This is a genomic window from Alistipes sp., assembly GCF_048465575.1.
GTDB lineage: Bacteria > Bacteroidota > Bacteroidia > Bacteroidales > Rikenellaceae > Alistipes.
Genome location: NZ_DBFWLG010000013.1, coordinates 150639 through 174513 on the forward strand (window position 1 = coordinate 150639; position 23875 = coordinate 174513).

22 protein-coding genes are annotated in these 23875 nt (G+C 57.8%); 17 read left to right on the plus strand and 5 right to left on the minus strand.

Going from position 1 to position 23875, the window contains the following annotated elements; translation table 11 throughout:
* Positions 1 to 90: 90 nt before the first annotated feature.
* Both ACMQ11_RS05045 and ACMQ11_RS05050 read right to left on the minus strand, forming a co-directional pair.
* The gene (locus ACMQ11_RS05045; protein WP_418991670.1) at positions 91 to 1362 is read right to left on the minus strand and encodes an aminotransferase class I/II-fold pyridoxal phosphate-dependent enzyme; all 1272 of its coding nucleotides are present in this window, start codon (positions 1360 to 1362) and stop codon (positions 91 to 93) included.
* Between the two features lie 124 nt (positions 1363 to 1486).
* Positions 1487 to 2662, minus strand: coding sequence for a dicarboxylate/amino acid:cation symporter (locus ACMQ11_RS05050; RefSeq protein ID WP_418991671.1), 1176 nt, complete (start codon positions 2660 to 2662; stop codon positions 1487 to 1489).
* A gap of 95 nt (positions 2663 to 2757) precedes the next feature.
* On the opposite strand from ACMQ11_RS05050, the gene ACMQ11_RS05055 reads away from it, so the two are divergent.
* The 3 genes from ACMQ11_RS05055 to ACMQ11_RS05065 are packed head-to-tail and all read left to right on the plus strand — an operon-like array spanning position 2758 to position 5047.
* Complete coding sequence (locus ACMQ11_RS05055; protein WP_418991673.1) at positions 2758 to 3528, plus strand: radical SAM protein; 771 nt, start codon at positions 2758 to 2760, stop codon at positions 3526 to 3528.
* A gap of 5 nt (positions 3529 to 3533) precedes the next feature.
* A complete protein-coding gene (locus tag ACMQ11_RS05060) occupies positions 3534 to 4286 on the plus strand; it encodes a hypothetical protein (RefSeq protein WP_418991675.1) in 753 nt (250 codons plus the stop codon).
* A 2-nt stretch (positions 4287 to 4288) separates the two neighbouring features.
* Positions 4289 to 5047 (plus strand): YaaA family protein, encoded by a 759-nt coding sequence (locus ACMQ11_RS05065; protein WP_418991676.1) that lies wholly within the window; start codon positions 4289 to 4291, stop codon positions 5045 to 5047.
* A gap of 27 nt (positions 5048 to 5074) precedes the next feature.
* Here ACMQ11_RS05065 and ACMQ11_RS05070 read toward each other — a convergent pair whose 3' ends face one another.
* Positions 5075 to 5593: a lipocalin family protein gene (locus ACMQ11_RS05070; RefSeq protein ID WP_418991678.1), complete on the minus strand. Its 519-nt coding sequence runs from the start codon at positions 5591 to 5593 to the stop codon at positions 5075 to 5077.
* Positions 5594 to 5682: 89 nt separating this feature from the next.
* Complete coding sequence (gene dxs / locus ACMQ11_RS05075; protein WP_418991679.1) at positions 5683 to 7575, minus strand: 1-deoxy-D-xylulose-5-phosphate synthase; 1893 nt, start codon at positions 7573 to 7575, stop codon at positions 5683 to 5685.
* Positions 7576 to 7656: 81 nt separating this feature from the next.
* Between dxs and pyrH the strand changes: the two genes are divergently transcribed.
* From pyrH to ACMQ11_RS05145, 14 genes are all read left to right on the plus strand, one after another.
* Entirely contained in the window at positions 7657 to 8364 is a 708-nt protein-coding gene (pyrH, locus tag ACMQ11_RS05080; RefSeq protein ID WP_418991681.1) for a UMP kinase, read from the plus strand.
* A gap of 5 nt (positions 8365 to 8369) precedes the next feature.
* Positions 8370 to 8948, plus strand: a complete 579-nt coding sequence (locus tag ACMQ11_RS05085; RefSeq protein ID WP_418991683.1) for a TlpA family protein disulfide reductase — start codon at positions 8370 to 8372, stop codon at positions 8946 to 8948.
* 13 nt (positions 8949 to 8961) lie between these two features.
* Positions 8962 to 9519: a ribosome recycling factor gene (gene frr, locus ACMQ11_RS05090; RefSeq protein WP_418991685.1), complete on the plus strand. Its 558-nt coding sequence runs from the start codon at positions 8962 to 8964 to the stop codon at positions 9517 to 9519.
* 205 nt (positions 9520 to 9724) lie between these two features.
* On the plus strand, positions 9725 to 10111 hold the full coding sequence (locus tag ACMQ11_RS05095; protein ID WP_418991686.1) for a hypothetical protein: 387 nt from the start codon (positions 9725 to 9727) through the stop codon (positions 10109 to 10111).
* A 2-nt stretch (positions 10112 to 10113) separates the two neighbouring features.
* Positions 10114 to 10623, plus strand: coding sequence for a hypothetical protein (locus ACMQ11_RS05100; protein ID WP_418991687.1), 510 nt, complete (start codon positions 10114 to 10116; stop codon positions 10621 to 10623).
* A gap of 170 nt (positions 10624 to 10793) precedes the next feature.
* Positions 10794 to 11162 (plus strand): hypothetical protein, encoded by a 369-nt coding sequence (locus ACMQ11_RS05105; RefSeq protein ID WP_418991688.1) that lies wholly within the window; start codon positions 10794 to 10796, stop codon positions 11160 to 11162.
* Positions 11162 to 11680 carry a hypothetical protein gene (locus tag ACMQ11_RS05110; protein WP_418991689.1) on the plus strand — a complete coding sequence of 173 codons (519 nt, stop codon included), beginning with the start codon at positions 11162 to 11164 and terminating at the stop codon, positions 11678 to 11680. The genes ACMQ11_RS05105 and ACMQ11_RS05110 overlap by 1 nt, the downstream gene beginning before the upstream one ends.
* Positions 11677 to 12192 (plus strand): hypothetical protein, encoded by a 516-nt coding sequence (locus ACMQ11_RS05115; RefSeq protein WP_418991690.1) that lies wholly within the window; start codon positions 11677 to 11679, stop codon positions 12190 to 12192. The genes ACMQ11_RS05110 and ACMQ11_RS05115 overlap by 4 nt, the downstream gene beginning before the upstream one ends.
* Positions 12189 to 14885, plus strand: coding sequence for an outer membrane beta-barrel protein (locus ACMQ11_RS05120; RefSeq protein ID WP_418991691.1), 2697 nt, complete (start codon positions 12189 to 12191; stop codon positions 14883 to 14885). Before ACMQ11_RS05115 ends, ACMQ11_RS05120 begins: the two co-directional genes overlap by 4 nt.
* 135 nt (positions 14886 to 15020) lie before the next feature.
* On the plus strand, positions 15021 to 15398 hold the full coding sequence (locus tag ACMQ11_RS05125) for an immunoglobulin domain-containing protein (RefSeq protein ID WP_418991692.1): 378 nt from the start codon (positions 15021 to 15023) through the stop codon (positions 15396 to 15398).
* A gap of 60 nt (positions 15399 to 15458) precedes the next feature.
* The gene (locus ACMQ11_RS05130) at positions 15459 to 15863 is read left to right on the plus strand and encodes an immunoglobulin domain-containing protein (RefSeq protein ID WP_418991693.1); all 405 of its coding nucleotides are present in this window, start codon (positions 15459 to 15461) and stop codon (positions 15861 to 15863) included.
* A complete protein-coding gene (locus ACMQ11_RS05135) occupies positions 15863 to 18574 on the plus strand; it encodes an outer membrane beta-barrel protein (RefSeq protein ID WP_418991694.1) in 2712 nt (903 codons plus the stop codon). Before ACMQ11_RS05130 ends, ACMQ11_RS05135 begins: the two co-directional genes overlap by 1 nt.
* Positions 18575 to 18720: 146 nt before the next feature.
* Positions 18721 to 19098 carry an immunoglobulin domain-containing protein gene (locus ACMQ11_RS05140; RefSeq protein WP_418991695.1) on the plus strand — a complete coding sequence of 126 codons (378 nt, stop codon included), beginning with the start codon at positions 18721 to 18723 and terminating at the stop codon, positions 19096 to 19098.
* A gap of 18 nt (positions 19099 to 19116) precedes the next feature.
* A complete protein-coding gene (locus ACMQ11_RS05145) occupies positions 19117 to 21858 on the plus strand; it encodes an outer membrane beta-barrel protein (RefSeq protein ID WP_418991696.1) in 2742 nt (913 codons plus the stop codon).
* A gap of 125 nt (positions 21859 to 21983) precedes the next feature.
* On the opposite strand, the gene pckA is transcribed toward ACMQ11_RS05145, so the two are convergent.
* The gene (pckA, locus tag ACMQ11_RS05150) at positions 21984 to 23594 is read right to left on the minus strand and encodes a phosphoenolpyruvate carboxykinase (ATP) (protein WP_418991697.1); all 1611 of its coding nucleotides are present in this window, start codon (positions 23592 to 23594) and stop codon (positions 21984 to 21986) included.
* Positions 23595 to 23875 lie beyond the last annotated feature (281 nt).

Genomic DNA, 23875 nt, shown 5'->3' on the forward strand with positions numbered 1-23875 from the left:
TTTCCGGGTTAAAATCCGCTGACAAAAAATCCCGGACAGGGTCCGGGATTTAAAGAATGAAGGTTTGTCAGGCTCTCCGATCAACACCTGCTATCGCACCTTGAACCCCTCGTCGGCGCGTACCGGAATGGGCATCGAGGCGTAGACGCCGCTTTCGAGTTTGTCGCGCACCGACTTGAACGCTTCGATGGTGTAGCGTACATCCTCGAGCGTGTGAGCAGCCGTCGGAATGACGCGCAGAATGATCTCGCCCTTGGGGATCACCGGGTATACAACGATCGAGCAGAACAGACCGTGGTTCTCGCGCAGGTCGACGATCAGGTTCGTCGCCTCGGGAATGCCGCCTTTCATAAAGACGGGCGTAACGGGCGAATTGGTGACGCCGATCTCGAAACCGTTCTCTTTCAGCCCGCTCTGGAGCGCGCGCACGATCTCCCAAAGCTGCTGCTGGTATTCGGGGTGGTTGCGGATCAGCTCCAGCCGCTTCAGCGCACCGATCACCATCGGCATGGGGAGCGACTTGGCGTAGAGCTGCGAACGCATGTTGTAACGGAACAGGTTGATCAGCCAGCGGGGACCGCAGACGAACGCACCGATGCCTGCCATCGACTTGGCAAAGGTGTTGAACAGCACGTCCACTCCGTCCACTACGCCGAAATGCGACGCCGTGCCGCGGCCGCCCTCGCCCATTGTGCCGAAGCCGTGGGCGTCGTCGACCAGCAGGCGGAACTGGAAATCCTTTTTCAGCGCGACGATTTCGTCGAGTTTACCCAAGTCGCCTTTCATGCCGAACACGCCCTCGGTAATGACGAGCACGCCGCCGTTCTGCTCCTCGACCAGGTCCGTGGCGTGCTGCAACTGAAGGCGCAGCGACTCCATGTCGTTGTGGCCGTAAACGAAACGCTTGCCCTTGTGCAGGCGCAGGCCGTCGATGATGCAGGCGTGGGCCTCGGCGTCGTAGACCACCACGTCGCGCGGGGTCAGGAGGCAGTCGATAATCGAGATCATGCCCTGGTAGCCGAAATTCAGCAGGAACGCATCCTCCTTGCCGACGAATTCGGCCAGTTCGCGCTCCAGCCGTTCGTGGTAGACGGTCTGGCCGCTCATCATGCGGGCACCCATCGGAGCCGCCATGCCGAACTGGGCAGCGCCCTCGGCGTCGGCCTTGCGAACCTCGGGGTGGTTGGCCAGCCCCAGGTAGTTGTTCAGACTCCAGTTGAGCATCTTCTTACCCCGGAAAACCATGTGGGGACCGATCTCGCCCTCCAGCTTGGGAAATGCGAAATAGCCGTGCGCATACGACATGTACTGACCGATGGGTCCGCCGGCGTTTTTCTCGAGGCGTGCAAAAATATCAACCATATTTAGCTTGTAATTTGAGTTTTATGTCCCGTTTATTCCGTTTCGGACGCACAAAAGTATAAATAAAACGAAATTAACGGTCAAAATTAGCCGTTTTTTATTCCTTACGGATAAGCATTTATACCTATTTTTCGGGATCGGGTCCGCTGCGACGGTCGATCGCATCGACGATGACGGCCACGGCGCCGTCTCCGGTGACGTTGGTGGCCGTGCCGAAGCTGTCCATGGCGATGTAGGTGGCGATCATCAGCGCCGCGAGCGTCTCATCGAATCCGAGCATCGATTCGAGCAGCCCCAGCGCCGCCATGATGGCCCCTCCCGGCACGCCTGGCGCCGCGATCATCGTCACGGCCAGCAGCAGGATGAACCCCGCGAAAGTCGCCGTGGGAATGTCCAGCCCCGCGATCATCGACACGGCCAGCGCACAGGCCGTGATTTTCATCATCGAGCCCGATAGGTGGATCGTCGCCGCGAGCGGCACGACGAACGAGGCCAGCGAGGGGCGCACGCCCAGCTTTACGGTCTGCGCCAGCGTCACGGGGATCGTCGCGGCCGAAGATTGCGTTCCGAGGGCCGTGAGGTAGGCCGTCATCATCGTCCGCAGCATCCGCAGCGGGTTTTTCCGCGCCGCAAGTCCCGCCACCGTGAACTGGAACAGCAGCAGCACCACGGTCATGGCGAAGATCACGACGATGAGTTTCAAAAAAACGCCCAGCACTCCGGCCACCTGCCCCGAACGGGTCATCTGGAGGAAGATGCCGAAGATATAGAGCGGCAGCAGCGGGATGATGACCCGGCCGATCGTGAGGTCGATGATCGACTTGAACTCGTCCATGACGCCCTTGAGCCGCTCGGAGCGGATGTAGGCCATGCCCAGCCCGAGCACGAAAGCGAGGATCAGCGCCGACATGACCCCCATCACGGGCGGCATCTCGACCGTGAACCAGGGCGCGAGCGCATCGCCGCCCGCTTCGGGCAGCACCTCGGCGCCACCCCGCAGCAGGGCGGGAAAGAGCGCGCGGCCCGCGAAATAGGTCCCGAAACCCGATACGAGGGTGAAGCCGTAGGCCAGCGCCGCCGTCAGGACCAGGAGACGGCCGGCACTGCGGCCCAGCTGGGCGATCCCCGGGGCCACCAGTCCGAGGATCAGCAGCGGAATGACAAAGCCGAGCAGCTGCCCGAACAACGCATTGAAAGTCAGAAAGACACGTACTGCCCAATCGGGCAGGAAAAACCCGCAGCCGACGCCCAGCCCGATGGCCAGCACGACGCGCGGCAGGAGTCCGATACGAAATTTCATAAACGTCCGGTTTTGGATCTTCTAAAGGTAGGCATAATTTTCCATACCCGAATTTTAATTTTCAATTCTTCATTTTAATTTTTTAATTTTGTCGCATGACAAGCCTCTACCACGACATCATCTTCGGCCCGGTCCGTTCGCGGCGGCTGGGGCTCTCGCTGGGGGTCAACCTGCTGCCCGCGGAATCGAAACTCTGCTCGTTCGACTGCATCTACTGCGAGTGCGGCTGGAATGCCGACCATCCCAGTCCGCGCCGCTTCAACGCCCGGCAGGAGGTGCGCACGCAGCTCGAAGCGGCCCTCCGCCGCCTGGTCTCTGCCGGCACCCCGCCCGACGTGATCACCTTTGCCGGCAACGGCGAGCCGACCCTGCACCCCGATTTCGAAACGATCATCGGCGACACCCTCGCGCTGCGCGACGCGCTGTGCCCCTCCGCGCGGGTTTCGGTGCTTTCGAACGCCACGCAGCTCCACCGCGAGGAGGTCCGCCGGGCGCTCGGGCGCGTGGACAACCCGATCCTCAAACTCGACTCGGCATTCGACGCCACCGTGCGGCGCATGAACAATCCGCAGAATCCCGCCTACTCGGTGCGCCGGGTCGCGGAGCAGCTGAAAGGGCTGGACGGCATGATTCTCCAAACCATGTTTCTTCGGGGCGAATGCGGCGGCGAACGGATCGACAACACGACGGAAGAGGAGGTTGCGGCGTGGCTGGACCTGGTCCGCGAGATCGCACCGCGGCAGGTGATGGTCTACTCGCTCGACCGCGACACGCCCTGCCGGACCCTCGAAAAGGTCCCGCGCGAGGAGTTGCAGCGCATCGCCGCCCGCGTCGAGGCGCTGGGCATTCCCTGTTCCGTCGCCTGACCGCCATGAAAACCCTGCCGCTTCTGCTACTCTGCGCCGCGCTGGGCGGTACGGCCGCCGCACAGCCCCGCCCCGCCGCCCGAAAGACGATGGAACTCTTCCTGCGTGAAACCTCGGACAGCATCACCCGCTGGTGCCGGGCCAACCCCGGCGACCCGGTCGCCCAAAACCTCTCGTCGTGGTGGACCGACGACGTGAACGGCCGGGTCGAGGTGCGGCTGCTGCGCGCCGACACCGCGGCCCGCTCCGCTTTCCGCCGCCGCGTCCACGACTGCCCGCTGATCCGCCTCGGCGGCTTCGACCCCGACACGATGCCTTGGCAGGAGGCTCCCCGCGGTGCCGCACCGCCCGACTGTCTGACAATGACGGCCGCGCACGCTTTCTACCCGCCCGGGACGGAAAACGTCACGCTGACAATCCGCTACCGCGGCGACGAGGCGGTCTGGTTCGGCTCGGACTACACCCTGAGCCGCTTCCAGCACGGTCGCTGGGAGATCATCCCCGTCTGCGAGGTCTGGAACGCCCTGCTGACCGGCCTGGGGCGTCCCGATCCGCCGCCGCCCGGACCGCAGCGGCCGGTGCCGCCCGAGGGCTATACCCATGATTTCGAGGTCTGGCTCGCACCGAAACTCTTTCCGGCTCCCTACGGCCGCTACCGCGTCTCGAAAGCGGTCTATGCCGAGCATCCGCGGCGCGACTGGCTGCTCTCGACCGAGTTCACCATCTCTCCGTTCGTCCCTTTCACCCCGTTCCGCTGACCATGCAGCTGCTTCTCTCCTGTGCCAAGACAATGGCGTCGGCCTCCTCCGTGCGACCGCCGCGCACCACGCAGCCCCTCTACCTGCGGGAGGCCGAACAGCTGGCTCTGCGGATGGCTGCGCTCGGAACCGATGAGCTGGCCCGGATGCTGCGCATCAACCCCCGCATCGCGGCCGAAAACCGCCTGCGCTACCACCGGTTCCTCGATCCCGAAGAATCGGCCCTGGCGGCCATCACGGCCTATACGGGTATCGTTTTCAAGCACCTCGCTCCGGCTACATTCACGCCCGCCGATTTCGAATACGCGCAGCAGCACCTCCTCATCACCTCGTTCCTCTACGGTCTGCTGCGTCCGCTCGACGCCATCCGGCCCTACCGGCTCGAGGGCGACGCCCGGGTCGGGAACGACGACCGAACGCTCTACGACTATTGGCGGGAGAGGCTGACGGAGACCTTTCTCGACCGAATCCGCTCGGACGACGGCGTGCTCGTGAACCTGGCGAGCGGCGAGATGAAGCGGCTGTTCGACTGGCCGCGCATCCGCCGCGAGGTGCGGGTCATCACGCCCGAATTCCGCGTCCGCGAGGGCGACCGACTCCGCACGGTGGTGGTTTACACAAAGATGTGCCGGGGCGAAATGGCGCGCCAAGTCCTCCTGCGGCGTATCTCCGATCCGGACCATCTCAAGGATTTCGACTGGCAGGGTTTTGCCTGGGACCCCGTCCTGAGCCGAGGCGACGAATGGGTCTTTACCGTGTGAGCGCCCTCCCGCCGGGGCGAACCATCCTCACTCACTCCCCACATAGAGGAGTTTCCGCGTAGCGTATCCGCGCCGCCGGGCCATTCGCAGGATGCGGTTGAGCGTGCGGCCCGAAAGCTCGGGACTGCGCGAGAGAATCCACAGGCAGTCGGCCTTGCGTCCGCCGATCAGCGCCCACCGACCCGCTTCGTCCAGCTCCAGCACGACGCAGTCGCGGTAGAAAAACCACCGGAACGAAACCCGCAGCCGCCCCGGACCCGCCACGCGGACCCGGCCTTTCACCCGGCGCTGCGCTCCCGTACGGTAGTGCACGCCCCGGCTCTCCACGTCAACAAGCCCGTCCGAGAGCATCCGGCAGTGCAGTTGCACCTGCCACAGTCCCCGCTCGAAACGGTGGTCGAAGCGTGCGATCTCATACCACGTTCCCATGAAACGCTCCAGCTGAGGCACCCCCGCACGCGCGCTTTCGGCACCGTTGTCCGCCCAAGCGGAGACGACGCCGAACAAAAGCGGCACGAAGACCGACAGGAGTATCCCGATTTTCATTTCCCGACCGATTATCGGAAGGGGGCACGCAGATTTTATGCCACGGAAAAGGTCCGGAAGCACTATTTTCCGGACAGGATGAAACAGGGTCAGCGGCCGTCCGGCTCCCCGGAGGCGAGGAGCGCCGCGAGAATCGCCTCCTCGTCGTAACCGCAGGCGGCATGCAGTTCGGCCGGAGTGCCGTGCTCGACCCACCGGTCGCCGATACCCAGCCGGCGGACCGCGATGCGATAGCCGTGCTGGTTGAAGAAAGCCGCTGCGGCCTCGCCCACGCCGCCTCGGAGGCACCCGTCCTCGACCGTCACCGCATGGCGGAAGCGGCGTCCGACCGCGTGCAGCAGCTCCTCGTCCAGGGGTTTGGCGAAACGCAGGTCGTAATGGGCCACCGAAAGCCCCTCCCGGGCGGCCCGTGCCGCAGCCCGTGCCGCCTCGTTGCCCGTCGTACCGATGGTCAGCAGCGCCACGTCCTCGCCCTCGCGCAGCATCCGGCCACGACCCCGGGGCAGCTCCTCGAAAGGCTCGTTGCGCCACGCCGCTCCCGCGCCGTTGCCGCGCGGGTAGCGGATCATGTAGGGACATCCCGACCGGAGGGCCGAATACATCATGTTGCGCAGCTCCCTTTCGTCCATCGGCGCGGCGACGGTCAGCCCCGGCACGGCCGCGAAAGCCGCCAGATCGAAGACCCCGTGGTGCGTCACGCCGTCCTCGCCCACCAGCCCCGCACGGTCGAGACACAGCACCACCGGCAGTTGCTGGATCGCCACGTCGTGAATCACGTTGTCGTAGGCGCGCTGCATGAATGTCGAATAGATATTGCAGAACGGCACCATGCCCGCCGCGGCCAGTCCTGCCGAGAAAGTCACGGCATGGCCCTCGGCGATGCCCACGTCGAAACACCGGCCGGGCAGGGTCTCTTGCAGGAGATTCATCGAGCAGCCCGACGTCATGGCGGGCGTCACGCCCACCACACGTTCGTCCAGCCGCGCCAGCTCGACGAGCGTCTGGCCGAACACATCCTGGTAGCGGGCCGCGGAGCCTTTCGAAGCGATCCGCTCGCCCGTGTCGGGATTGAACCGCCCCGGTGCGTGCCACGCGGGCTGGTTCCTCTCGGCCGGGAGGTAGCCCTTGCCCTTGACCGTCATAACGTGCAGCAGCTTGGGGCCCCGCATGTCGCGCAGCGCGCGCAGCGTGCGCACCAGTTCCGAAAGGTTGTGCCCGTCCACGGGACCGAAATAGCGGAAATTGAGGCTCTCGAAGAGGTTGGAGTTGTTCAGCAGCCCCTGCTTGACAGCGTTGCCCGCTTTCTGGCAGAGCCGCAAGAGGCGCGGCGTATGCGACAGCACGCCCCACAGCCGCTGCTTGAAGCGGTTGTAGTGGACCGAGGTGGAGATTTTCAGCAGGTAATTTTTGAGCGCACCTGTCGCCTGGTCGATGGCCATGTTGTTGTCGTTCAGTATGACCAGCAGGTTCGTGGCCTTGCTCGCTCCGGCGTTGTTCAGCCCCTCGAACGCCAGCCCCCCGGTCATCGAACCGTCGCCGATCACGGCCACGATCTGCCGCTTTTCGCCCCGCAGTTCGGCCGCCTTGGCCATGCCGAACGCCGCGGAGATCGACACCGAGGCGTGGCCGCCTCCGAATGCGTCGTACTCGCTCTCGGCCATACGCGGAAAGCCGCTGATACCGCCCAATTGGCGCTTGGTGCGGAACGCTTCGCGGCGCCCGGTGATGATCTTGTGGGCATAGGTCTGGTGCCCCACGTCCCAGACGATCCTGTCGTCGGGCGTATCGAAGACATAGTGCAGGGCGGCAGCGAGTTCAACGGCTCCCAGACTCGACGCGAGGTGGCCCGGACGGACCGAACACTCCTCGATGATGTAATGCCGCAGTTCGTCGCAGTAGCTGCGCAACTCCTCCTGCGTGAGCCGCTTGAGGTCCCGCGGAGAGTCGATTTTGCCGAGCAGTCTGTATCCGTCCGTCGTCATGGTCGTGCAAAGATAGTCAATAAATGCAATTATTTTTCGAAAAAATACCTATCTTCGCGTAACGATAAACCCCAACACGCGATGAACTACAAGCGAATACTACTCAAACTGAGCGGCGAATCGCTCCAGGGAACCCAGAAATACGGCCTCTCGCCCGAGGTGCTCCAATCCTATGCCGAGCAAATCCGCGATGTGGCCGCTTCGGGCGTCCAGATCGGTATCGTCATCGGAGGCGGCAATATCTTCCGCGGGCTGACGGGCGCAAAACGGGGTTTCGACCGCGTTAAGGGCGACCAGATGGGCATGCTCGCCACCGTCATAAACTCGCTGGCACTCCAATCGGCACTCGAGGACAACGGCGTGCGGGCCCGCGTGCTGACCTCGATCCGCATGGAACCCATCGGCGAATACTACTCCAAGGCCCGTGCCACCGAATACCTCGAAAGGGGCGAGGTGGTCATCATCGGCGGCGGAACCTCCAACCCCTATTTCACCACCGACTCGGCCTCGGCCCTGCGCGGCATCGAGATCGAGGCCGACGTGCTTTTGAAAGGGACGCGCGTCGACGGCGTCTACACGGCCGACCCCGAGAAGGACCCGGCGGCCGTGAAATTCGACCGGATCGCTTTCGACGAGGTTTACGCCCGCCACCTGAAGATCATGGACCTGACGGCATTCACCCTCTGCCGCGAGAACGGCCTGCCGATCATCGTTTTCGACATGGACACCCCCGGCAATCTGGGCAAGGTTCTTGCCGGAGAGCCCATCGGAACCCTTGTAAACAACTAAGCAACATGGCAACCCGAAAAAGCAACCGCTCGCTTTGGATCATGCTGGCGCTGATCGTCCTGATCGTGCTGGTCATCCTCCTGCTGCCCTCCTGCGGCAACCGCCAGGCCAAGAAAGCCGCACCCGACGCCACGACCCTGGTTGAGGTCGGCGAAGAGGCCCCCGATTTCACGGTCGAGATGTTTGACGGCAGCCGGATCACCCTCTCGGACCTGCGCGGCAAGGTCGTGCTGCTCAATTTCTGGGCTACGTGGTGCCCGCCCTGCCGCGAGGAGCTCACCCACGTCCAGAAAGAGATCATCGACCGCTTCGCCGGCCGGCCGTTCCTCTTTCTGCCCGTTTCGCGCGGCGAGCAGCGCGACGCAGTCGCCGCGTTCCGCGAGAAGACGGGCTACACGTTTGCGATGGGGCTCGACCCCTCGCGCACGATCTACGACCGCTATGCCTCCAATTTCATCCCGCGCAACTTTCTGATCGGCACCGACGGCAAGGTCCTCCTGGCCACGGTGGGCTTCGACGAGCAGGAGTTCGAGGAGCTGATCGCCGCCATCGAACGCGCGCTTCCACCCCGCGACACAAACTAAACTCAAATACAGTATGGATACCACGACGATTCTCAACGAAGCCACCGCCCGCATGCAGAAAGCCCTCGACCACCTCGAGGAGGAGCTGCTGAACGTCCGCGCCGGCAAAGCGTCGCCCAACGCCCTGAACGGGGTGATGGTCGACTATTTCGGTTCGCAGGTGCCCGTATCGGGCGCCGCCAGCGTCACCGTTCCCGACGCCAAGACCATCCTGATCCAACCCTGGGACAAGAACATGCTGCGTCCTCTGGAAAAGGCCATCATCGACTCCAACATCGGACTGACGCCCTCGAACAACGGCGAGACGATCCGCCTGTCGATTCCGCCCCTTACCGAAGAGCGCCGCAAGGAGCTGGTCAAGCAGGTGCGCGGCGAGGCCGAAACCGCCCGCATCAGCCTGCGCAACGCCCGCCGCGACGCGGTCGAATCGTTCAAGCGCGCCCAGAAAGAGGGCATGCCCGAGGACGAGTCGAAGGACGGCGAAACCCGGTCGCAAAAACTGCTCGAAAAGTTCTCCAAACTGCTGGACGAAGCCCTGGCTAAAAAGGAGAAAGAGATCATGACGGTCTGACCGTCCACGCGCTTCACACAGCCCGCGGGCCGGAACCATTCAGGTTCCGGCCCGTATTTTTCAGATTGTAATCAACCCGCCTTTATATTATAACAACTGCAACTGAAAGCGGGGATTTTGGTTACGGAAAAATTGGTTTTCAGGAGTTTTTTTCATATATTGCAGGAGCCATACAAATGTTTTACAACCCTTAAAAGTTTGTATTATGAAAAAGCTCGTCACAGCCACCTTGGCAATCGCATTGATGCTGGGGGCAACAGCCTCAGGAAGCATCGACAGATCTGATGTCTGCTATCCTCCGAGGTTTGTCCGAACAATTAAGGACCCTATCGTTGTAAAACCTCGTGATCCGGTCTCTTTTTCACTTCTTTACAGTGGTTCCCAACCGATCGATGTACGCTTCGACGTACTTACAGCTCCATGGGATGTCATCACTTTGGATAATACAATCATGATGGTAAGCAACTCCGATATTTTTTTCATGATCAAGGATGTCGGTGATACCGACACTTCCATTTTATTAAGATTCCAACTTTCCAACAGATGTGGAACAGTAAGCACAACAGTTCGAATTGATATTAGAAGATCTTGAATATGAAAAACATTATTTGTTTCATTCTTATCGCTTTTATCTATTCGACGGCTTCAGCCCAAACCATCGAAGAACTGAGTTCATACGAACAGACGTTTATCAGTCAGCTGTCAGACGAACAATATGCAGACCGATTCATAGCACGTCACGGAAACAAGTTATCCGTTACGATGATACTGCCCGATCAGCCGATGGGCAGGAGCGGGCTGGATATTTTCCCGGACACGCTCTATGCCCGAGAACCGTTCGACGTACATTATATTACAGACGAAGGGCATGAAGCGACTTTCGAGCTTTACGATCTGAGAGGTAAACGACCCAAGCGGATAGGATGGAAACGGGCTTCGAAAAACATACGCGGAAGAACCGTTGTCCGTATTGTCATCGATGAACCCGGAACTTATGAGGTCGTCGCCTATGACGAAGAATACCTACAACTTGCATCCGACCCCGAACTGAAGAAATCCCGCTGGACCATCTCCGTCCGCGAGCCTCGCAAAGTGCGACCGTAAATTGGAGGAACCAGCGCAAATCGTTACATTCCGTGGTCTGAACTCCGGTTTTACAGATAAGGCTTGATCGACACTTATTTGTTCGCACCCGTTGGTTCCGCAATTGAATGTTAGAGAATTTTTCGTTACCTTGCAAGAGCCATACAAGTTTACCCTTAAAATTTTGTATTATGAAAAAACTATTTACTTTCGTGCTGACCATCACCTTGTTGTTGGGAGCATTTGCAGCAGGAACAAATGATGCGCAACCACCTTACTTCGTACAACGTCCTGCAGAGACCATAGTTGAATCGGGAATGGCTGCGGCTGTGGTTTGCAGATATGCTGGAAGCGAGCCATGTGAGGTGAAGATTACTCTGATGGGAGGAGGAGTAGGCGGTTCAGATAACGTTTTTTATTCTAATCATTTTGGTGTTATTACTAACACGATTATAGATGTCGGTGATGGCCCTAATACGATTGTCTTTGCAATTGAAATAAAAAACAATTATGGTTCGATCAACGAGTTAGCTGTAATCAAAGTCAAAGCCCCGAAATAATGAAACATATTGCCATTCTGCTTTTTGCCGCAACTCTTCCTTGTGCGGCTTCGGCTCAGAGCATGGAGGAGTTGACCTCCTACGACCAGACTCTCCTCAGTAAAATCTCCCACGAGCAGCGTAAGACACGTTACGAAGCTCGACACGGCAACCAAACAACCATAACGTTAAATATGAATTACGAGCCGAAGGGCAAAGACGGAATGGATGTTTTTCCGGATACGCTCTATGTAGGGGAGCCGTTCGACGTACATTACGGAACGATGGAGGGGCATGAAGCGACCTTCGAACTCTACGACCGTCGCGGAAAGCGGCCCAAACGGATGGCCTGGGAACGGGCGTCGACCAGCATAAACGGCTATACCGTCGTCCGTATTGTCATCGACGAACCCGGCACCTACGAGGTCGTCGCTTATGATGAGGAGATATTGCAACTTGCATCCCAACCCGAACTGATGAAATCCCGCTGGGTATTCGAGATCCATACGCAAAGGGATGAAAAACCGCAACAAGAATGAAAAGACTACTACTGTCCCTTTTTGCCGCAACTCTTTCTTGTGCGGCTTCGGCTCAGAGCATGGAAGAGTTGACCTCCTACGACCAAACGTTTAAGAGCCGACTATCTCCGAAGCAACGCGCAGAGCATTTCGAAGCCAAACTTAGACCAATAAAACTGGGCGAAAGGATGCCGATCCAAACCGACAACGCGGAAAGCAAAGACGGAATGGATATCTTCCCGGATACGCTCTACGCGGGGGAGCCGTTCGACGTGCATTTCGGAACGACGAAGGGCAATGAAGCGACTTTCGAACTGTACGATCTAAGAGGCAAACGGCCCAAACGGATGGCTTGGAAACGGGCATCGACCAACATAAACGGCTATACGGTCGTACGCATCACTCTCGATGAATCCGGTACATATGAGGTCGTCGCGTACGACGAAGCGTTTTTGGCGATGACCTGCAACCCCGAACTGATGAAATCCCGCTGGACTATCTCCGTCCGCAAACCCCGGAAAGAGCAACCGTGAAGCGGAGGCGAAGCATAAGATGGTTTTCCCTGCTCTGTGCGCTGACCCTCGCAACAGGGGCCGGTGCGCAGCAGGTCGTCTTTGTGCAGGGACACTCCGAGACCCTATTCCGGGGCCGGATCGTCGATTCCCTCACGCGCGAACCGCTGCCCGCAGCCGTGATCTCCCTAGTGTCAAAAAACAGCTTCGACCAGACCACCGTGCGTAATTTCGTGACAGACACGCTCGGCTATTTCCGCTTCGAATGCCCGGCAGGACCCCACAACCGGATCGAGGCGACCTTTCTGGGGTATAGGCCCAAGACTGTCTACCTTGCGACCGATGAGCCGGAGCGCAACCTGGGCGACATACCGATGGCTCAAAGCGTCGAGAAGATCGATGAGGTGGTGGTCAGGGCGCGGTTACAGATGTACCGCATGAAGGGCGACACGACGATCTACCTGCCGCGGGCCGTCAACACCATGAAGGACGACAAGATGATCGAAATCCTGCGCCACATGCCCGGCGTGGAGGTGACCGAAGATGGCAACGTCACGATCTTGGGCCAGCCCGTCGAACGCACCTATGTCAACCAAAAACTCCTCTTCGGCGAGGACCCTGCGGTGGCTATCCGGCAGCTGGAGGCCAGGGAGGTCGCCTCGATCGAAGCCTACGACGAGGTAGACGAAGCGGATGCCGTCAAACACGGCAAGAACGCCCGAAAACGCAAGGTACTCAACGTCGTCACATTCAAAAAGTTCGCCAAGTCGCTCACGGCCAAGGGGCTCGTCGCTGCCGGGAGCGATCTGCGCCGCAACGTCGACGGTGATCTCCCGGCCCGTTACCGGGTATCGGGTGAAGCGGGTTCGTACAGCGAAGCCTTGCAGATCGCTGCCAGCGGTCAGACGAACAACCTCACGCAGCCCGGGAGCACGCCCTACGCGACCTACCGCGCATCCAATGCCGACGCCTCGGTATCGGGGAAGAAAGACGCCCACAAATACGGCGCCAGCTACCGATATGCGGGTTTTGTTTCCGAACAGCTCCGTCATTCGCAAAGCGACTATTTTCCGACCAGCTATTTCACCTCGCAGCGGGAGAGAGACACTACTCGCCGGGATAACCGTTCCGACGAGCACTCCTTCCAGGGCAACTACACCTACCAGACCGAAAAAACGCTCCTGGTCACCTCGCTGACAGGAGCAATTTCGAACGGCAGCGATTTCGAAGAGCTGCTCCAGGCCACGGACCGCGACGGAGCCCCCCTTTCGGCCACCCGGCGCAGCAGCCGCAGCAAATCGGATTCGCATACGATTCGATGGCAGTTGTCCGCCTCCCGGACACTCCCGAACGACAACAGGCTGAGCCTCTTCGGCGGGCTCTCGTACACCGACCGCCAATCCCGTGGCCTCAGCTACGAAAGCCGGAGGAGCGAAGAGGGCACCACCTTACTGGATCAGTCTACGTTCGCACCCGCTCCCGACCGAAATTTCTGGGGAGAGTTGAGCTACGGTTTTTCTCTGGGCGATGCCGGAAACCTTTCGTTCAGCGCCGCAGCGAACTACACGGGTTGGACCAAACGCAGGCTCGTCACCGATCGGCTGACCGGTGCGGTGGATGCGGCCCGCTCGGAGAATGCCCTCGACAACACGACCACCTGGAGCCCCAAAGCGAGCTATTTCCTCCAGCACGGTCGCCATCAACTCTCGGCCATGTTCGAATACGTCCTCGAGCAGCGCGACTACGCCGATCGGCAACGCAACATAGCCTACGACAGGCTCTTCCATCACCTTACGGGCGCCCTGAGATACACTCTCAGGCAGGCACGGTCCAGCTTCGACGTCTATGCTTCCACAATGTACAAGCCGCTGTGGGCCCAGGATTTCTCCTCGCGCATCGACGACACCGCTCCGCTGAATCTCAAGGCCGGAAATCCGTTGCTCAGACCCGAGAAAACCCACGACCTGCGTCTGGAATTCGAGCAGATACACCGCTCCACCTCGTTCGGCGCAAGCCTCGGATGCACCCTGCACGACGATCCGGTCATCTACCGCCGCACCTATTTCGAGCAGGCGACCCCGCTGCCCCGCTACGACGATTTCGAAGCACCTGCCGGCTCGACGCTCCGAACGCCCGAGAACGGTCCCAAATACCTGAGTGCACACGCTTCGGTCAAATACAAGACGCGCATCGCTCCCCTGCGGCTTTTCTTCACCGCCGAGGGCGGCTACCGTTACGCCAACCCGCAAACCCTCCTTTACGACCGCTCGGGCCGTGCTCACAACCATGCCGCCGACCTGGAGGTGGGGCTTACGACCAACTTCTCGCCCCAACTGCGCATCGGACTGCATAGCGTCACCTCGGCCCAATGGGAGCGCGGCCTGGGCATTCGGAGCCGTCTGTTAAACCAGCACGTGAAGGCCAACCTCCAGTGGGACATCACCCCCGGACTCTTCTTCGCAACGGATTATACGTGGCTGCATATCGCCTCCCCCACATTGGGCGATACGGACAGCCACCTGTTGAACCTCTCGCTCGGTTACCGCATCCTCAAAGAGCGAGGCCGCATCGCGCTGAACGCCTACGACCTTCTGAACCGTTACGCGGCGGTCACCTCCTCGCAGAGCCTTCAAAGCGTCAGCTACTACTGGACCCGCATGGGGTCGAACTACTTTACCGTCTCGTTCGAATTCCGCTTCAACATCCGCCAGTGACCATTTGTGTCATTTTTACAAGCCAATAGTCGAATCAAATTACAAACCGCAAGTTAATTGCCTCATTTTCAGAATTGTTTTATTGAGTAATTATACTTACCTTGCAATATGTTAAGCCTCTAACCCTTTAGCCTTATGAAAAAGTTTTACGCAATCGTGCTGGCAGTCGGCTTCCTTACGATGGGAGCCATCCATGTGAACGGGTCCGCTAACACAGAGTTTAAGCAACCAGCGTTCAATCCTGTTCCCAGGGATTTAGCAGTGAAAGAGGGCCAAACTGCTATATGGTCTTTTGGAGTTTTGGGTAATCCAGAGCCAACTATTCAGGTTTTAAAAGATGGAAATGCCATACAACTCAACGCAAAGTATAAACTCTCTTACAGGAACAGAATAGTAACTTTCCAAATTATCGAAGTTTATCCAGAAGACGAAGGGGAATATACTTTTGTATTGACCAATATTGTTGGAATGGCATCCAAAACCGTCAAGCTAAAAGTCTTAGATTGGAATTGATCTAATTTCATCGAGCCGCCATTACTTACCTTACCACCTGCCACCTTAAACCTTTGCCTTATGAAAAAATTTTACGCAATCGTGCTGGCAATCGGATTCCTCACGATGGGAGCCATCGAAGCGAAAAGTACCGAACCCAAAAATGAACCCGCACCGCCTAAATTCGTCACACTACTTAAAGATGGCACGGTAGAAGCCGGTACAACAGTCCAATTTTCATTTAGAATTAGGGGCACCCCAGTACCTGAGATTAAGGTTTATTTCAACGAAACAGAGATAGATTTTGAGAACCAAACAAGATATCGCCTCTATAACGAGTTCGGATATATAACATTTATAATAAATGATGCCCAACCCGAAGATTCAGGTGTGTATTCTTTTAAAATAACAAATTATCTTGGGACGGAAACCATGAAAGTGTCCTTAAAAGTAACGGAAAAAGAGAACGATAACTATTATTTTTGATGAAGCGTATCCTTTTTCTTCTCTTCACCATAGCCCTCTACGCGGGGGCTATGGCGCAGACGAGAGATATTGTCACCGGAAAGTATTTCAGCGAAACCGTCTTCACGGGCCGCGTCGTCGACTCGCTGACACGGCAGCCGCTGCCCGCAGCCGTTATTTCCGTGGTGGGCTTGGGCTATGTCGACAAGACCGCCGTCCGGCAGTACCTCGCCGACAAGGAGGGCCGTTTCCGGTTCACATGTCGTGTCAGCCCTAACAACCGAGTGGAGATCAGCCATTTGGGGCACAGCATCCGCACGGTCTATCTGAAAACCGACGCACCGGAGCGCGATCTGGGCGACGTCTGGCTGGCCGAAGACCCCAAGCAGATCGACGCCGTGGTCGTCAAAAGCCGCATCCGGATGTACGAAATGAAAGGGGACACCATCGTCTACATTCCCAAGGCCGTCAAGACGATGGAGGGCGAAAAGGCGCTCGAAATCCTGCGCAATATGCCGGGTGTGGAGGTCTTCGACACAGGCGGAGTAACGATTTTCGGCGAGCCCGTCTCGCGTACCTATGTCAACAGCCGGCTACTATTCGGGGAAGACCCCTCCGTGGCCCTCAAGCAACTCGAAGCCGAAGAGGTCGCCTCCATCCAGGCCTACGACGAGATCGATGAAAAGGAAGCAGCGATCCACGGCAAAAACGCCCGCAAGCGCAAAGTGCTCAATGTCGTCACGTTCAAGGACTTTTCCAAATCCCTCGCGGCCAATTCCCATGCCGAAGCCGGCACCGGATTCGAGCCGGACGTGGAGAGCAACCGTCCGACACGCTACAATGCAAATGCCGATGCCGGTTATTACAGCCAAGCCCTCCAAATCGCCCTAAGCGGGCAGAGCAGCAACCTCACCGGGTATACTTTCGGCAAACCGCAGCCGGGACTGAAGCGCCGATCCGATGCTAACGTTTCCGTGTCGGGTACAGCCAACCAGATACATAGCTACAGAGCCTCTTACAGTTACAACACAAGCACCAACGAACAATACCAGACGGCAGAGCGAAATTACTACCCTACCGAATACTTTACCTCGCGCCACCAAGCCGATACAACCCGGACAAAACGGGAAAGCGGGAGCCATACTTTCAATGCCAATTATTCCTTTTCCGGTAAAAAAACCAATCTCTCGGCCTCGATCGGAGGAGGGTTTTCCAACCAATCCGGGACCGATCTCTTCCGCCAGAGGACGATGCAGGATAATGCTCAGTTATTGGATCTGATGCGCACCGGGGAATCTTGGGGAAACAGCTCCGGTTTCAAATGGTCGGGACAGGTGAATACACGGGTGAATGAAAACCAGAATTTCGGAGCATCGATTCATTTTGATTACAGAGACGTCGAAAACAACCGCATCCGAAACGAAACCCAAACGGAGAACGAAAAGGAAACAGCTACTCAACATATTTTCCGCAATGCCGCTCCCGGGCCCACTATCGAAACCCGCGGTTCGGTCTCATACGGCTTCGATTTCGAGCGGGCAGGTACTATCGGATTCAGCACCGGAATCAAATATGAGGGAACCGACCAGCGAATCAGAGTTATCGACGCTGCCACACAAGAACTCGACCCGGCCCTATCCGAACTGGCAAAAGACCGCACGCTCTCGGTGAATACAGGGATTGGTTATACACTGAGAAACAACAAACATTATCTCATCTTAAACACCGACTACCAGCTCCTGTCCCTCTCCCGCCGGGACCGTCTGCGGGCATCTCCCGGCGACCGGCTTTTCCATCAGTTCCTTGCATCCATGAATTACAACTACGACCATGCACGAGGAACAACTCAAATCGGATTGCAAAAGACACAACCGATCCTGCAAATGCAGTATTACTCATCACGTCTCAACGATGCCAACCCGCTGAACCTTTCGGCCGGAAATCCGGGTCTCGACCCCGAAAAAAAGTACGAAATAAACATCTCCCACGACGGGATGATCGGTCAGCAAGGTTCAATGAGAATCTCCGGCAGCATCGCCCTGACCACCGACGCCGTGATCCTCACCCGTACCTATTTCGAAAAGGAGACCCGCCTTGCGGAGTACGACGACTACCTCGTCCCGGCGGGAGCCTGGCTCACAAGACCCGAAAACCGTGGCAATAAGGCAGCCATTCATCTGTTCGCATCCTACAAAACGCGCATCGCACCCCTGCGTTGTTTCACCGAATTCGAAGCGTCCTACAATTTTGAAAACCCCCTGGAAGACCAGGGGCAGGGACCCAAGCGTTCGCAGAATCACTCGGCCAATTTCGAAGCCAAATTCACCACCAATTTTTCGTCGAAATTTCGCATTACCCTTGACAGCGAGACCAATCTTTTCTGGGATCGCAATCCCGACGGCTATTCCAACCGCACCCTCTCGGAGCGCGCCGGAGCCACCCTGCGCTGGGATGTGGACCGTTTTTTCGCTTTGGCAAGCTACAACCTCTGGATCGAGCGCAACGATACATTCAACGCCGCCGACAACGACAGCCACCAGCTCAACCTCTCCCTCGGCTGCCGCTTCTGGGACCGCAACGCCTCACTCGCTTTCAACGCCTACGACATTCTCAACCGCCAGACGGGCATCCGCATCGGCCAAGGTCCGACCGGAGTCTCCGTCACACGAGAACGCCTTTACAGCAGCTATTTCACCTTTGCATTCGAGTACAAGTTCAACCGACGCAGGTAACCGCTGGGTGAACCGAATATTCCATTCCATAAGTCTAAGGCTCATTCAAGTGACGAAATGGAAGCTAAAAGTCTGAAATTCAGTATTGGTTTATCGGAGAAATATTCCTATCTTGCAAAAGGTTAAACCACTAAAACATAAGCCTTATGAAAAAATTTTACGCATTCGTGCTGGCAATCGGGTTCCTTACGATAGGAGCCCTTGAAGCAAACGGATCGGCAACAGTAGGAAGCCCCTCCCCTCCTGAGTTCGTTCGTAAGCCCACTAATTTAACAGTAAAAGAAGGTCAAAAAGCTGTATGGACTTTTGAAATTTCTGGAAATCCAGTGCCAAGTGTGTCTGTTCTAAAAAATGGTGACCCAATAGATATTAGTGATAGGTTTGAACTATTATATAAATATCCATTAGTAACCTTTAGGATTATCGTAGTTTATCCAGAAGATGAAGGAGATTACACATTTGTATTGACTAATGCAGCAGGAACAGCTTCTCAGACAGTTAAGTTAACTGTAGAAAAGTTGTAGAAGAGACTTTCTTTCTTGATGAAACGCATCTTAATTGTTATCCTCCTCGCCATAGCCCTCCACGCGGGGGCTATGGCTCAGATATTATTCGAGGGCATCGAATCGGCAAGAGATCCCGTAACCGGAAAATATTTTTACGAAACGGTTTTCCGGGGCCGCATCGTCGATTCGCTAACGCGGCAACCCTTGCCGTCTGCCGTCATATCGGTAGTGGGTAAGGGATATCTGGACCGGACTGCCGTCAGGCAGTATGTCGCCGACAAGGAGGGCCGCTTCCGGTTCACATGCGGTGTCGGGCCCAGCAACCGCATGGAGATCAACCACCTGGGCCACAGCATCCGCACGGTTTACCTCAAGACCGACGCGCCGGAACGGGATCTGGGCGATGTCTGGTTGGCCGAAGACCCTACGGGGATCGACGCCGTGGTGGTCCGCAGCCGCCTGAAAATGTACGAAATGAAGGGGGACACCATCGTCTACATTCCCAAGGCGGTCAAGACGATGGAGGGTGAAAAGGCGCTCGAAATCATGCGCCAAATGCCAGGTGTAGAGGTCTCGGAAAGCGGCAGTGTGACCATTTTCGGCGAAAAGGTCGAACGCACTTACGTCAACAGCCGGCTGCTCTTTGGCGAGGACCCCACCACCGCGCTCAAACAGCTCGAAGCCGAGGAGGTCGCCTCCATCCAATCCTATGACGAGGTCGATGAGAAGGAGGCCGCGCTTCACGGCAAAAACGCCCGCAAGCGCAAAGTGCTCAATGTCGTCACGTTCAAGGACTTTTCCAAATCCTTTGCGGCCAACGCCCACATAGAGGCGGGTGCCGGGTTCGAGCAGGACGTGGAGGGCAACCGTCCGGCGCGTTACAACGCCAAGGCAGATGCAGGATTTTACAGCGAAGCGCTCCAGGTGGCGTTGAGCGGCGGAAGCAACAACCTCGCCCGGCATAATTTGGGCAAACCGCTGCCGGGGCTCAGGCGACAATCCAACGCCAACGCTTCGGTATCGGGAAGTGTCGACAAGCATCGCTACAACTTCTCGTACAGGTACAACACGACCACGGATGAACAATCCGCCACCAGCGAGCGAAACTATTTCGCATCGGAGCACTATACCTCGCGCTTCCAGGCCGACACGACCCGCAAAAAGAACGAAACCGGACAACACAGCCTCAGTGCCGGATATGTTTATAATGGCGAAAAGACCTTTTTCGACACCTCGCTCAGCGGCTCTTTTTACAATCGGACGGGCACCGATTTCCGGCGCCAGCGTGCCACGCAGGACGGCGCTCCGCTGTTCGACATGCTCCGCACGATCGAGTCGTGGGGCAACAGTTCCCGTATCCAATGGTCGAGCCATTTCGACAGACGGATCAAGGAGAACCAGCGTTTCAATATCGCAGTCTATTTCGACTATTCCGATACCGACAACAACGAAAACCGACGCGAAACCCAAACGGAGAGCGAGCAGCAAACGAATACCGAACTTGTCTTCCGCAACGCAGCACCCGCACCCCAAATTAGTGCCTCCGGTTCGGTCGCCTATAGCTTCAACTTCGATAAAGGCGGCGAACTTACGTTTAAAACCGAAGTGGAACACACGGGCAACGAGCAGCGGATCAAGGCTTTCGACCCCCAAACCGAGGAGTTGGACCGGGCACTCTCCACCCTGGCCACCGACCGCACGCTCACCGGAAGCGCCGGGATCAGATATTCGCTGATGAGAGGCAACCATATTTTAAGTATCGACCCCACCTATCAACTCATCTCCCTCTCCCACCGCGACCGCCTGAGGGCTTCCCGTGACGAGCGGGTCTTCCACGGGTTGAACGCTTCCGTGAACTATCACTACAGACAGCCCAAAGGAACGACCTACCTCTCCCTGGATGCCTCCCAGCGGCCACCCGATATGCGCTATTACTCCACGCGTCTGGACGACACCAACCCGCTGCACCTCTCTGCCGGCAGCCCCTCGCTCGCACCTGAAAAACAGTACTCCGCCAGTATCAGCCACGACGGAATGATCGGGCAGGAGGGTTCGCTGAGCATCTCCGGCAGCATCACCCTGACCACCGATGCCGTCATCCTGACCCGGACCTACTTCGATAAAGATACCCCTCTGAAAGACTACGACGACTACCTCGCTCCGGCGGGAGCCTGGCTTACAAGGCCCGAAAACTGGGGCAACAACATCAATGTCCACGGCTCGATCTCCTACAAGAGACCCATCGCACCGCTGAAGTGTTTCGCAGAGTTCCGGGCGTACTATTTCTATCAAAATCCCAACGAGGATACGGGGCAGGGAGCCGGGCCGCAGCGGGCCCAAAAGCACATGGGTGAATTCGAAGTCCAGCTTACCAGCAATTTCTCGTCAAAATTCCGCATCACGCTCGACAGCAAGACTAACGTAAACTGGTTCCGCAATCCCGACGGGTACTCCAACCGCAACCTCTCGGAGCGCGTGGGAGCGACCTTGCGCTGGGACGTGAACCGTTTCTTCGTGTTGGGAAACTATACCTACGGGATCGAACGGAACAACACGTACACGGCGGCGGACAATGACATCCACCAGCTCAACCTCTCCCTCGGCTGCCGCTTCTGGGACCGCAACGCCACCCTTTCATTCAATGCCTACGACATCCTCAACCAGCAGACGGGCATCCGGGTCGGTCAGGGTCCGACGGGCGTCAGCATCTCCCGCGAAAGGCTCTACGCAAGCTATTTCACTTTCGCTTTCGAGTACAAGTTCAACCGGCGAAAGTAACCCGAAATACTCAGTGTGTGCGCACACACCGCACATTTACGCGGCAAACCGCTTACAAAAAATCCCGGAGCGCAAAACTCCGGGATTTTCAATATTCGGAAGCGGCAAGAGTCGCCGCCACCGGTTTAGTCCAGCTTCGGGCCGGCTGCAACCAGGCTCTTGCCCTCGTCGTTGCCGGTGAATTTCTTGAAATTCTTGATGAAGCGGCCTGCCAGGTCGACGGCCTTGGTGTCCCACTGCGTGCGGTCGGCATAGGTGTCGCGCGGATCGAGGATCGCGGGATCTACGCCCGGCAGCTCCGTGGGGATCGTAAAGTCGAAGATCGGCAGCTTCTTGGTCGGCGCCTTGTCGATCGAGCCGTCGAGGATGGCGTCGATGATGCCGCGCGTATCCTTGATCGAGATGCGTTTGCCCGTACCGTTCCAGCCCGTGTTCACCAGGTAGGCCGTGGCGCCCGACTGCTTCATGCGCTTGACGAGCTCCTCACCGTACTTGGTGGGGTGCAGCGAGAGGAATGCGGCGCCGAAGCAGGCCGAGAACGTCGGCGTGGGCTCGGTAATGCCGCGCTCGGTGCCGGCCAGTTTGGCCGTGAAGCCCGAGAGGAAATAGTATTTGGTCTGCTCGGGCGTCAGGATCGACACGGGAGGCAGCACGCCGAATGCGTCGGCCGAGAGGAAGATCACCTTTTTGGCGGGAGCCCCTTTCGATACGGGCTTCACGATGTTCTTGATGTGGAAAATCGGGTACGACACGCGGGTGTTCTCCGTCACGGACTTGTCCGAGAAATCGATCTTGCCCTTGGGACCGACCGTGACGTTCTCCAGCAGGGCGTTGCGGCGGATGGCGTTCCAGATGTCGGGCTCGTTCTCCTTGGAGAGGTTGATGACCTTGGCGTAGCAGCCGCCCTCGAAATTGAAGACGCCGTCGTCGTCCCAGCCGTGCTCGTCGTCGCCGATGAGCTTGCGCTTCGGATCGGTCGAAAGGGTGGTCTTGCCCGTGCCCGAGAGGCCGAAGAAGATGGCCGTGTCGTCGCCGTCGGCGTTGGTGTTGGCCGAGCAGTGCATCGAGGCGATGCCCTTCAGCGGCAGCAGGTAGTTCATGTAGGAGAACATGCCTTTCTTCATCTCGCCGCCGTACCAGGTGTTGATGATGACCTGCATCTTCTCGGTGAGGTTGAAGACGACGGCCGTCTCCGAGTTGAGACCCAGCTTCTTGAAATCCCGGACCTTGGCTTTCGAGGCGTTGAGCACCACGAAATCCGGTTCGCCGTACTCTTCGAGCTCGGCATCGGTCGGGCGGATGAACATGTTCTTGACGAAATGAGCCTGCCAGGCCACCTCCATGATGAAGCGGATCTTCAGGCGCGTGTTCTCGTTGGCGCCGCAGAACGTGTCGACGACGAAGAGTTTTTTGTTCGAAAGCTCTTTCGAAGCGATCTTCTTGAGCTCTTTCCAGGCTGCTTTCGAGACGGGCTTGTTGTCGTTCTTGTACTCCTCCGAGGTCCACCAGATCGTATCCCTGGTGGTCTCGTCCATGACGAAGAACTTGTCCTTGGGCGAACGGCCGGTGTAGACGCCCGTCATGACGTTCACGGCGCCCATGTCCGTCAGCTGGCCTTTCTCGAAGCCGCGCAGCCCCTTTTTCGTCTCCTCCCGGAACAGCTCGTCGTACGAGGGATTGTACACGATCTCGGTAACCCCGGAGATCCCGTACTTTTTCAAATCCATTTTGTCCATAATAATTGGTATTTAAAATTAAACATCGAATCCATTGACCTAACGTCCGGCTCACTGCAAAAAATGCACACCCGGACGGCACAAAGGTAGAAAAACTTTCAGAATTGTGAAAAAGTTAACAGTGAAAATTACAAAAAATATTTATTATTTTTCCCGATAGCGCTATCTCATTCATTTATAGCGGCTACCCGTGGTCCGCACGGAGCCTTTCCGTGCACCGCCGAGCACCGAAAAACGTGCGGCGAGGACAGAGCCCGGGCCCCGCACGCGGCGCGGAGGCG

Excerpts from the sequence above, each read along its gene's own strand:
- ACMQ11_RS05115 (WP_418991690.1), top strand. The coding sequence starts at position 11,677 with ATGAAAAGACTACTACTGTCCCTTTTTGCCGCAACTCTTTCTTGTGCG.
- ACMQ11_RS05050 (WP_418991671.1), bottom strand. The coding sequence starts at position 2,662 with ATGAAATTTCGTATCGGACTCCTGCCGCGCGTCGTGCTGGCCATCGGG.
- ACMQ11_RS05130 (WP_418991693.1), top strand. The coding sequence starts at position 15,459 with ATGAAAAAATTTTACGCAATCGTGCTGGCAATCGGATTCCTCACGATG.
- pckA (WP_418991697.1), bottom strand. The coding sequence starts at position 23,594 with ATGGACAAAATGGATTTGAAAAAGTACGGGATCTCCGGGGTTACCGAG.
- ACMQ11_RS05095 (WP_418991686.1), top strand. The coding sequence starts at position 9,725 with ATGAAAAAGCTCGTCACAGCCACCTTGGCAATCGCATTGATGCTGGGG.
- ACMQ11_RS05060 (WP_418991675.1), top strand. The coding sequence starts at position 3,534 with ATGAAAACCCTGCCGCTTCTGCTACTCTGCGCCGCGCTGGGCGGTACG.
- ACMQ11_RS05135 (WP_418991694.1), top strand. The coding sequence starts at position 15,863 with ATGAAGCGTATCCTTTTTCTTCTCTTCACCATAGCCCTCTACGCGGGG.
- ACMQ11_RS05140 (WP_418991695.1), top strand. The coding sequence starts at position 18,721 with ATGAAAAAATTTTACGCATTCGTGCTGGCAATCGGGTTCCTTACGATA.
- ACMQ11_RS05085 (WP_418991683.1), top strand. The coding sequence starts at position 8,370 with ATGGCAACCCGAAAAAGCAACCGCTCGCTTTGGATCATGCTGGCGCTG.
- ACMQ11_RS05145 (WP_418991696.1), top strand. The coding sequence starts at position 19,117 with ATGAAACGCATCTTAATTGTTATCCTCCTCGCCATAGCCCTCCACGCG.
- ACMQ11_RS05110 (WP_418991689.1), top strand. The coding sequence starts at position 11,162 with ATGAAACATATTGCCATTCTGCTTTTTGCCGCAACTCTTCCTTGTGCG.
- dxs (WP_418991679.1), bottom strand. The coding sequence starts at position 7,575 with ATGACGACGGACGGATACAGACTGCTCGGCAAAATCGACTCTCCGCGG.
- ACMQ11_RS05105 (WP_418991688.1), top strand. The coding sequence starts at position 10,794 with ATGAAAAAACTATTTACTTTCGTGCTGACCATCACCTTGTTGTTGGGA.
- ACMQ11_RS05055 (WP_418991673.1), top strand. The coding sequence starts at position 2,758 with ATGACAAGCCTCTACCACGACATCATCTTCGGCCCGGTCCGTTCGCGG.
- ACMQ11_RS05065 (WP_418991676.1), top strand. The coding sequence starts at position 4,289 with ATGCAGCTGCTTCTCTCCTGTGCCAAGACAATGGCGTCGGCCTCCTCC.
- pyrH (WP_418991681.1), top strand. The coding sequence starts at position 7,657 with ATGAACTACAAGCGAATACTACTCAAACTGAGCGGCGAATCGCTCCAG.
- ACMQ11_RS05070 (WP_418991678.1), bottom strand. The coding sequence starts at position 5,593 with ATGAAAATCGGGATACTCCTGTCGGTCTTCGTGCCGCTTTTGTTCGGC.
- ACMQ11_RS05125 (WP_418991692.1), top strand. The coding sequence starts at position 15,021 with ATGAAAAAGTTTTACGCAATCGTGCTGGCAGTCGGCTTCCTTACGATG.
- ACMQ11_RS05045 (WP_418991670.1), bottom strand. The coding sequence starts at position 1,362 with ATGGTTGATATTTTTGCACGCCTCGAGAAAAACGCCGGCGGACCCATC.
- frr (WP_418991685.1), top strand. The coding sequence starts at position 8,962 with ATGGATACCACGACGATTCTCAACGAAGCCACCGCCCGCATGCAGAAA.
- ACMQ11_RS05100 (WP_418991687.1), top strand. The coding sequence starts at position 10,114 with ATGAAAAACATTATTTGTTTCATTCTTATCGCTTTTATCTATTCGACG.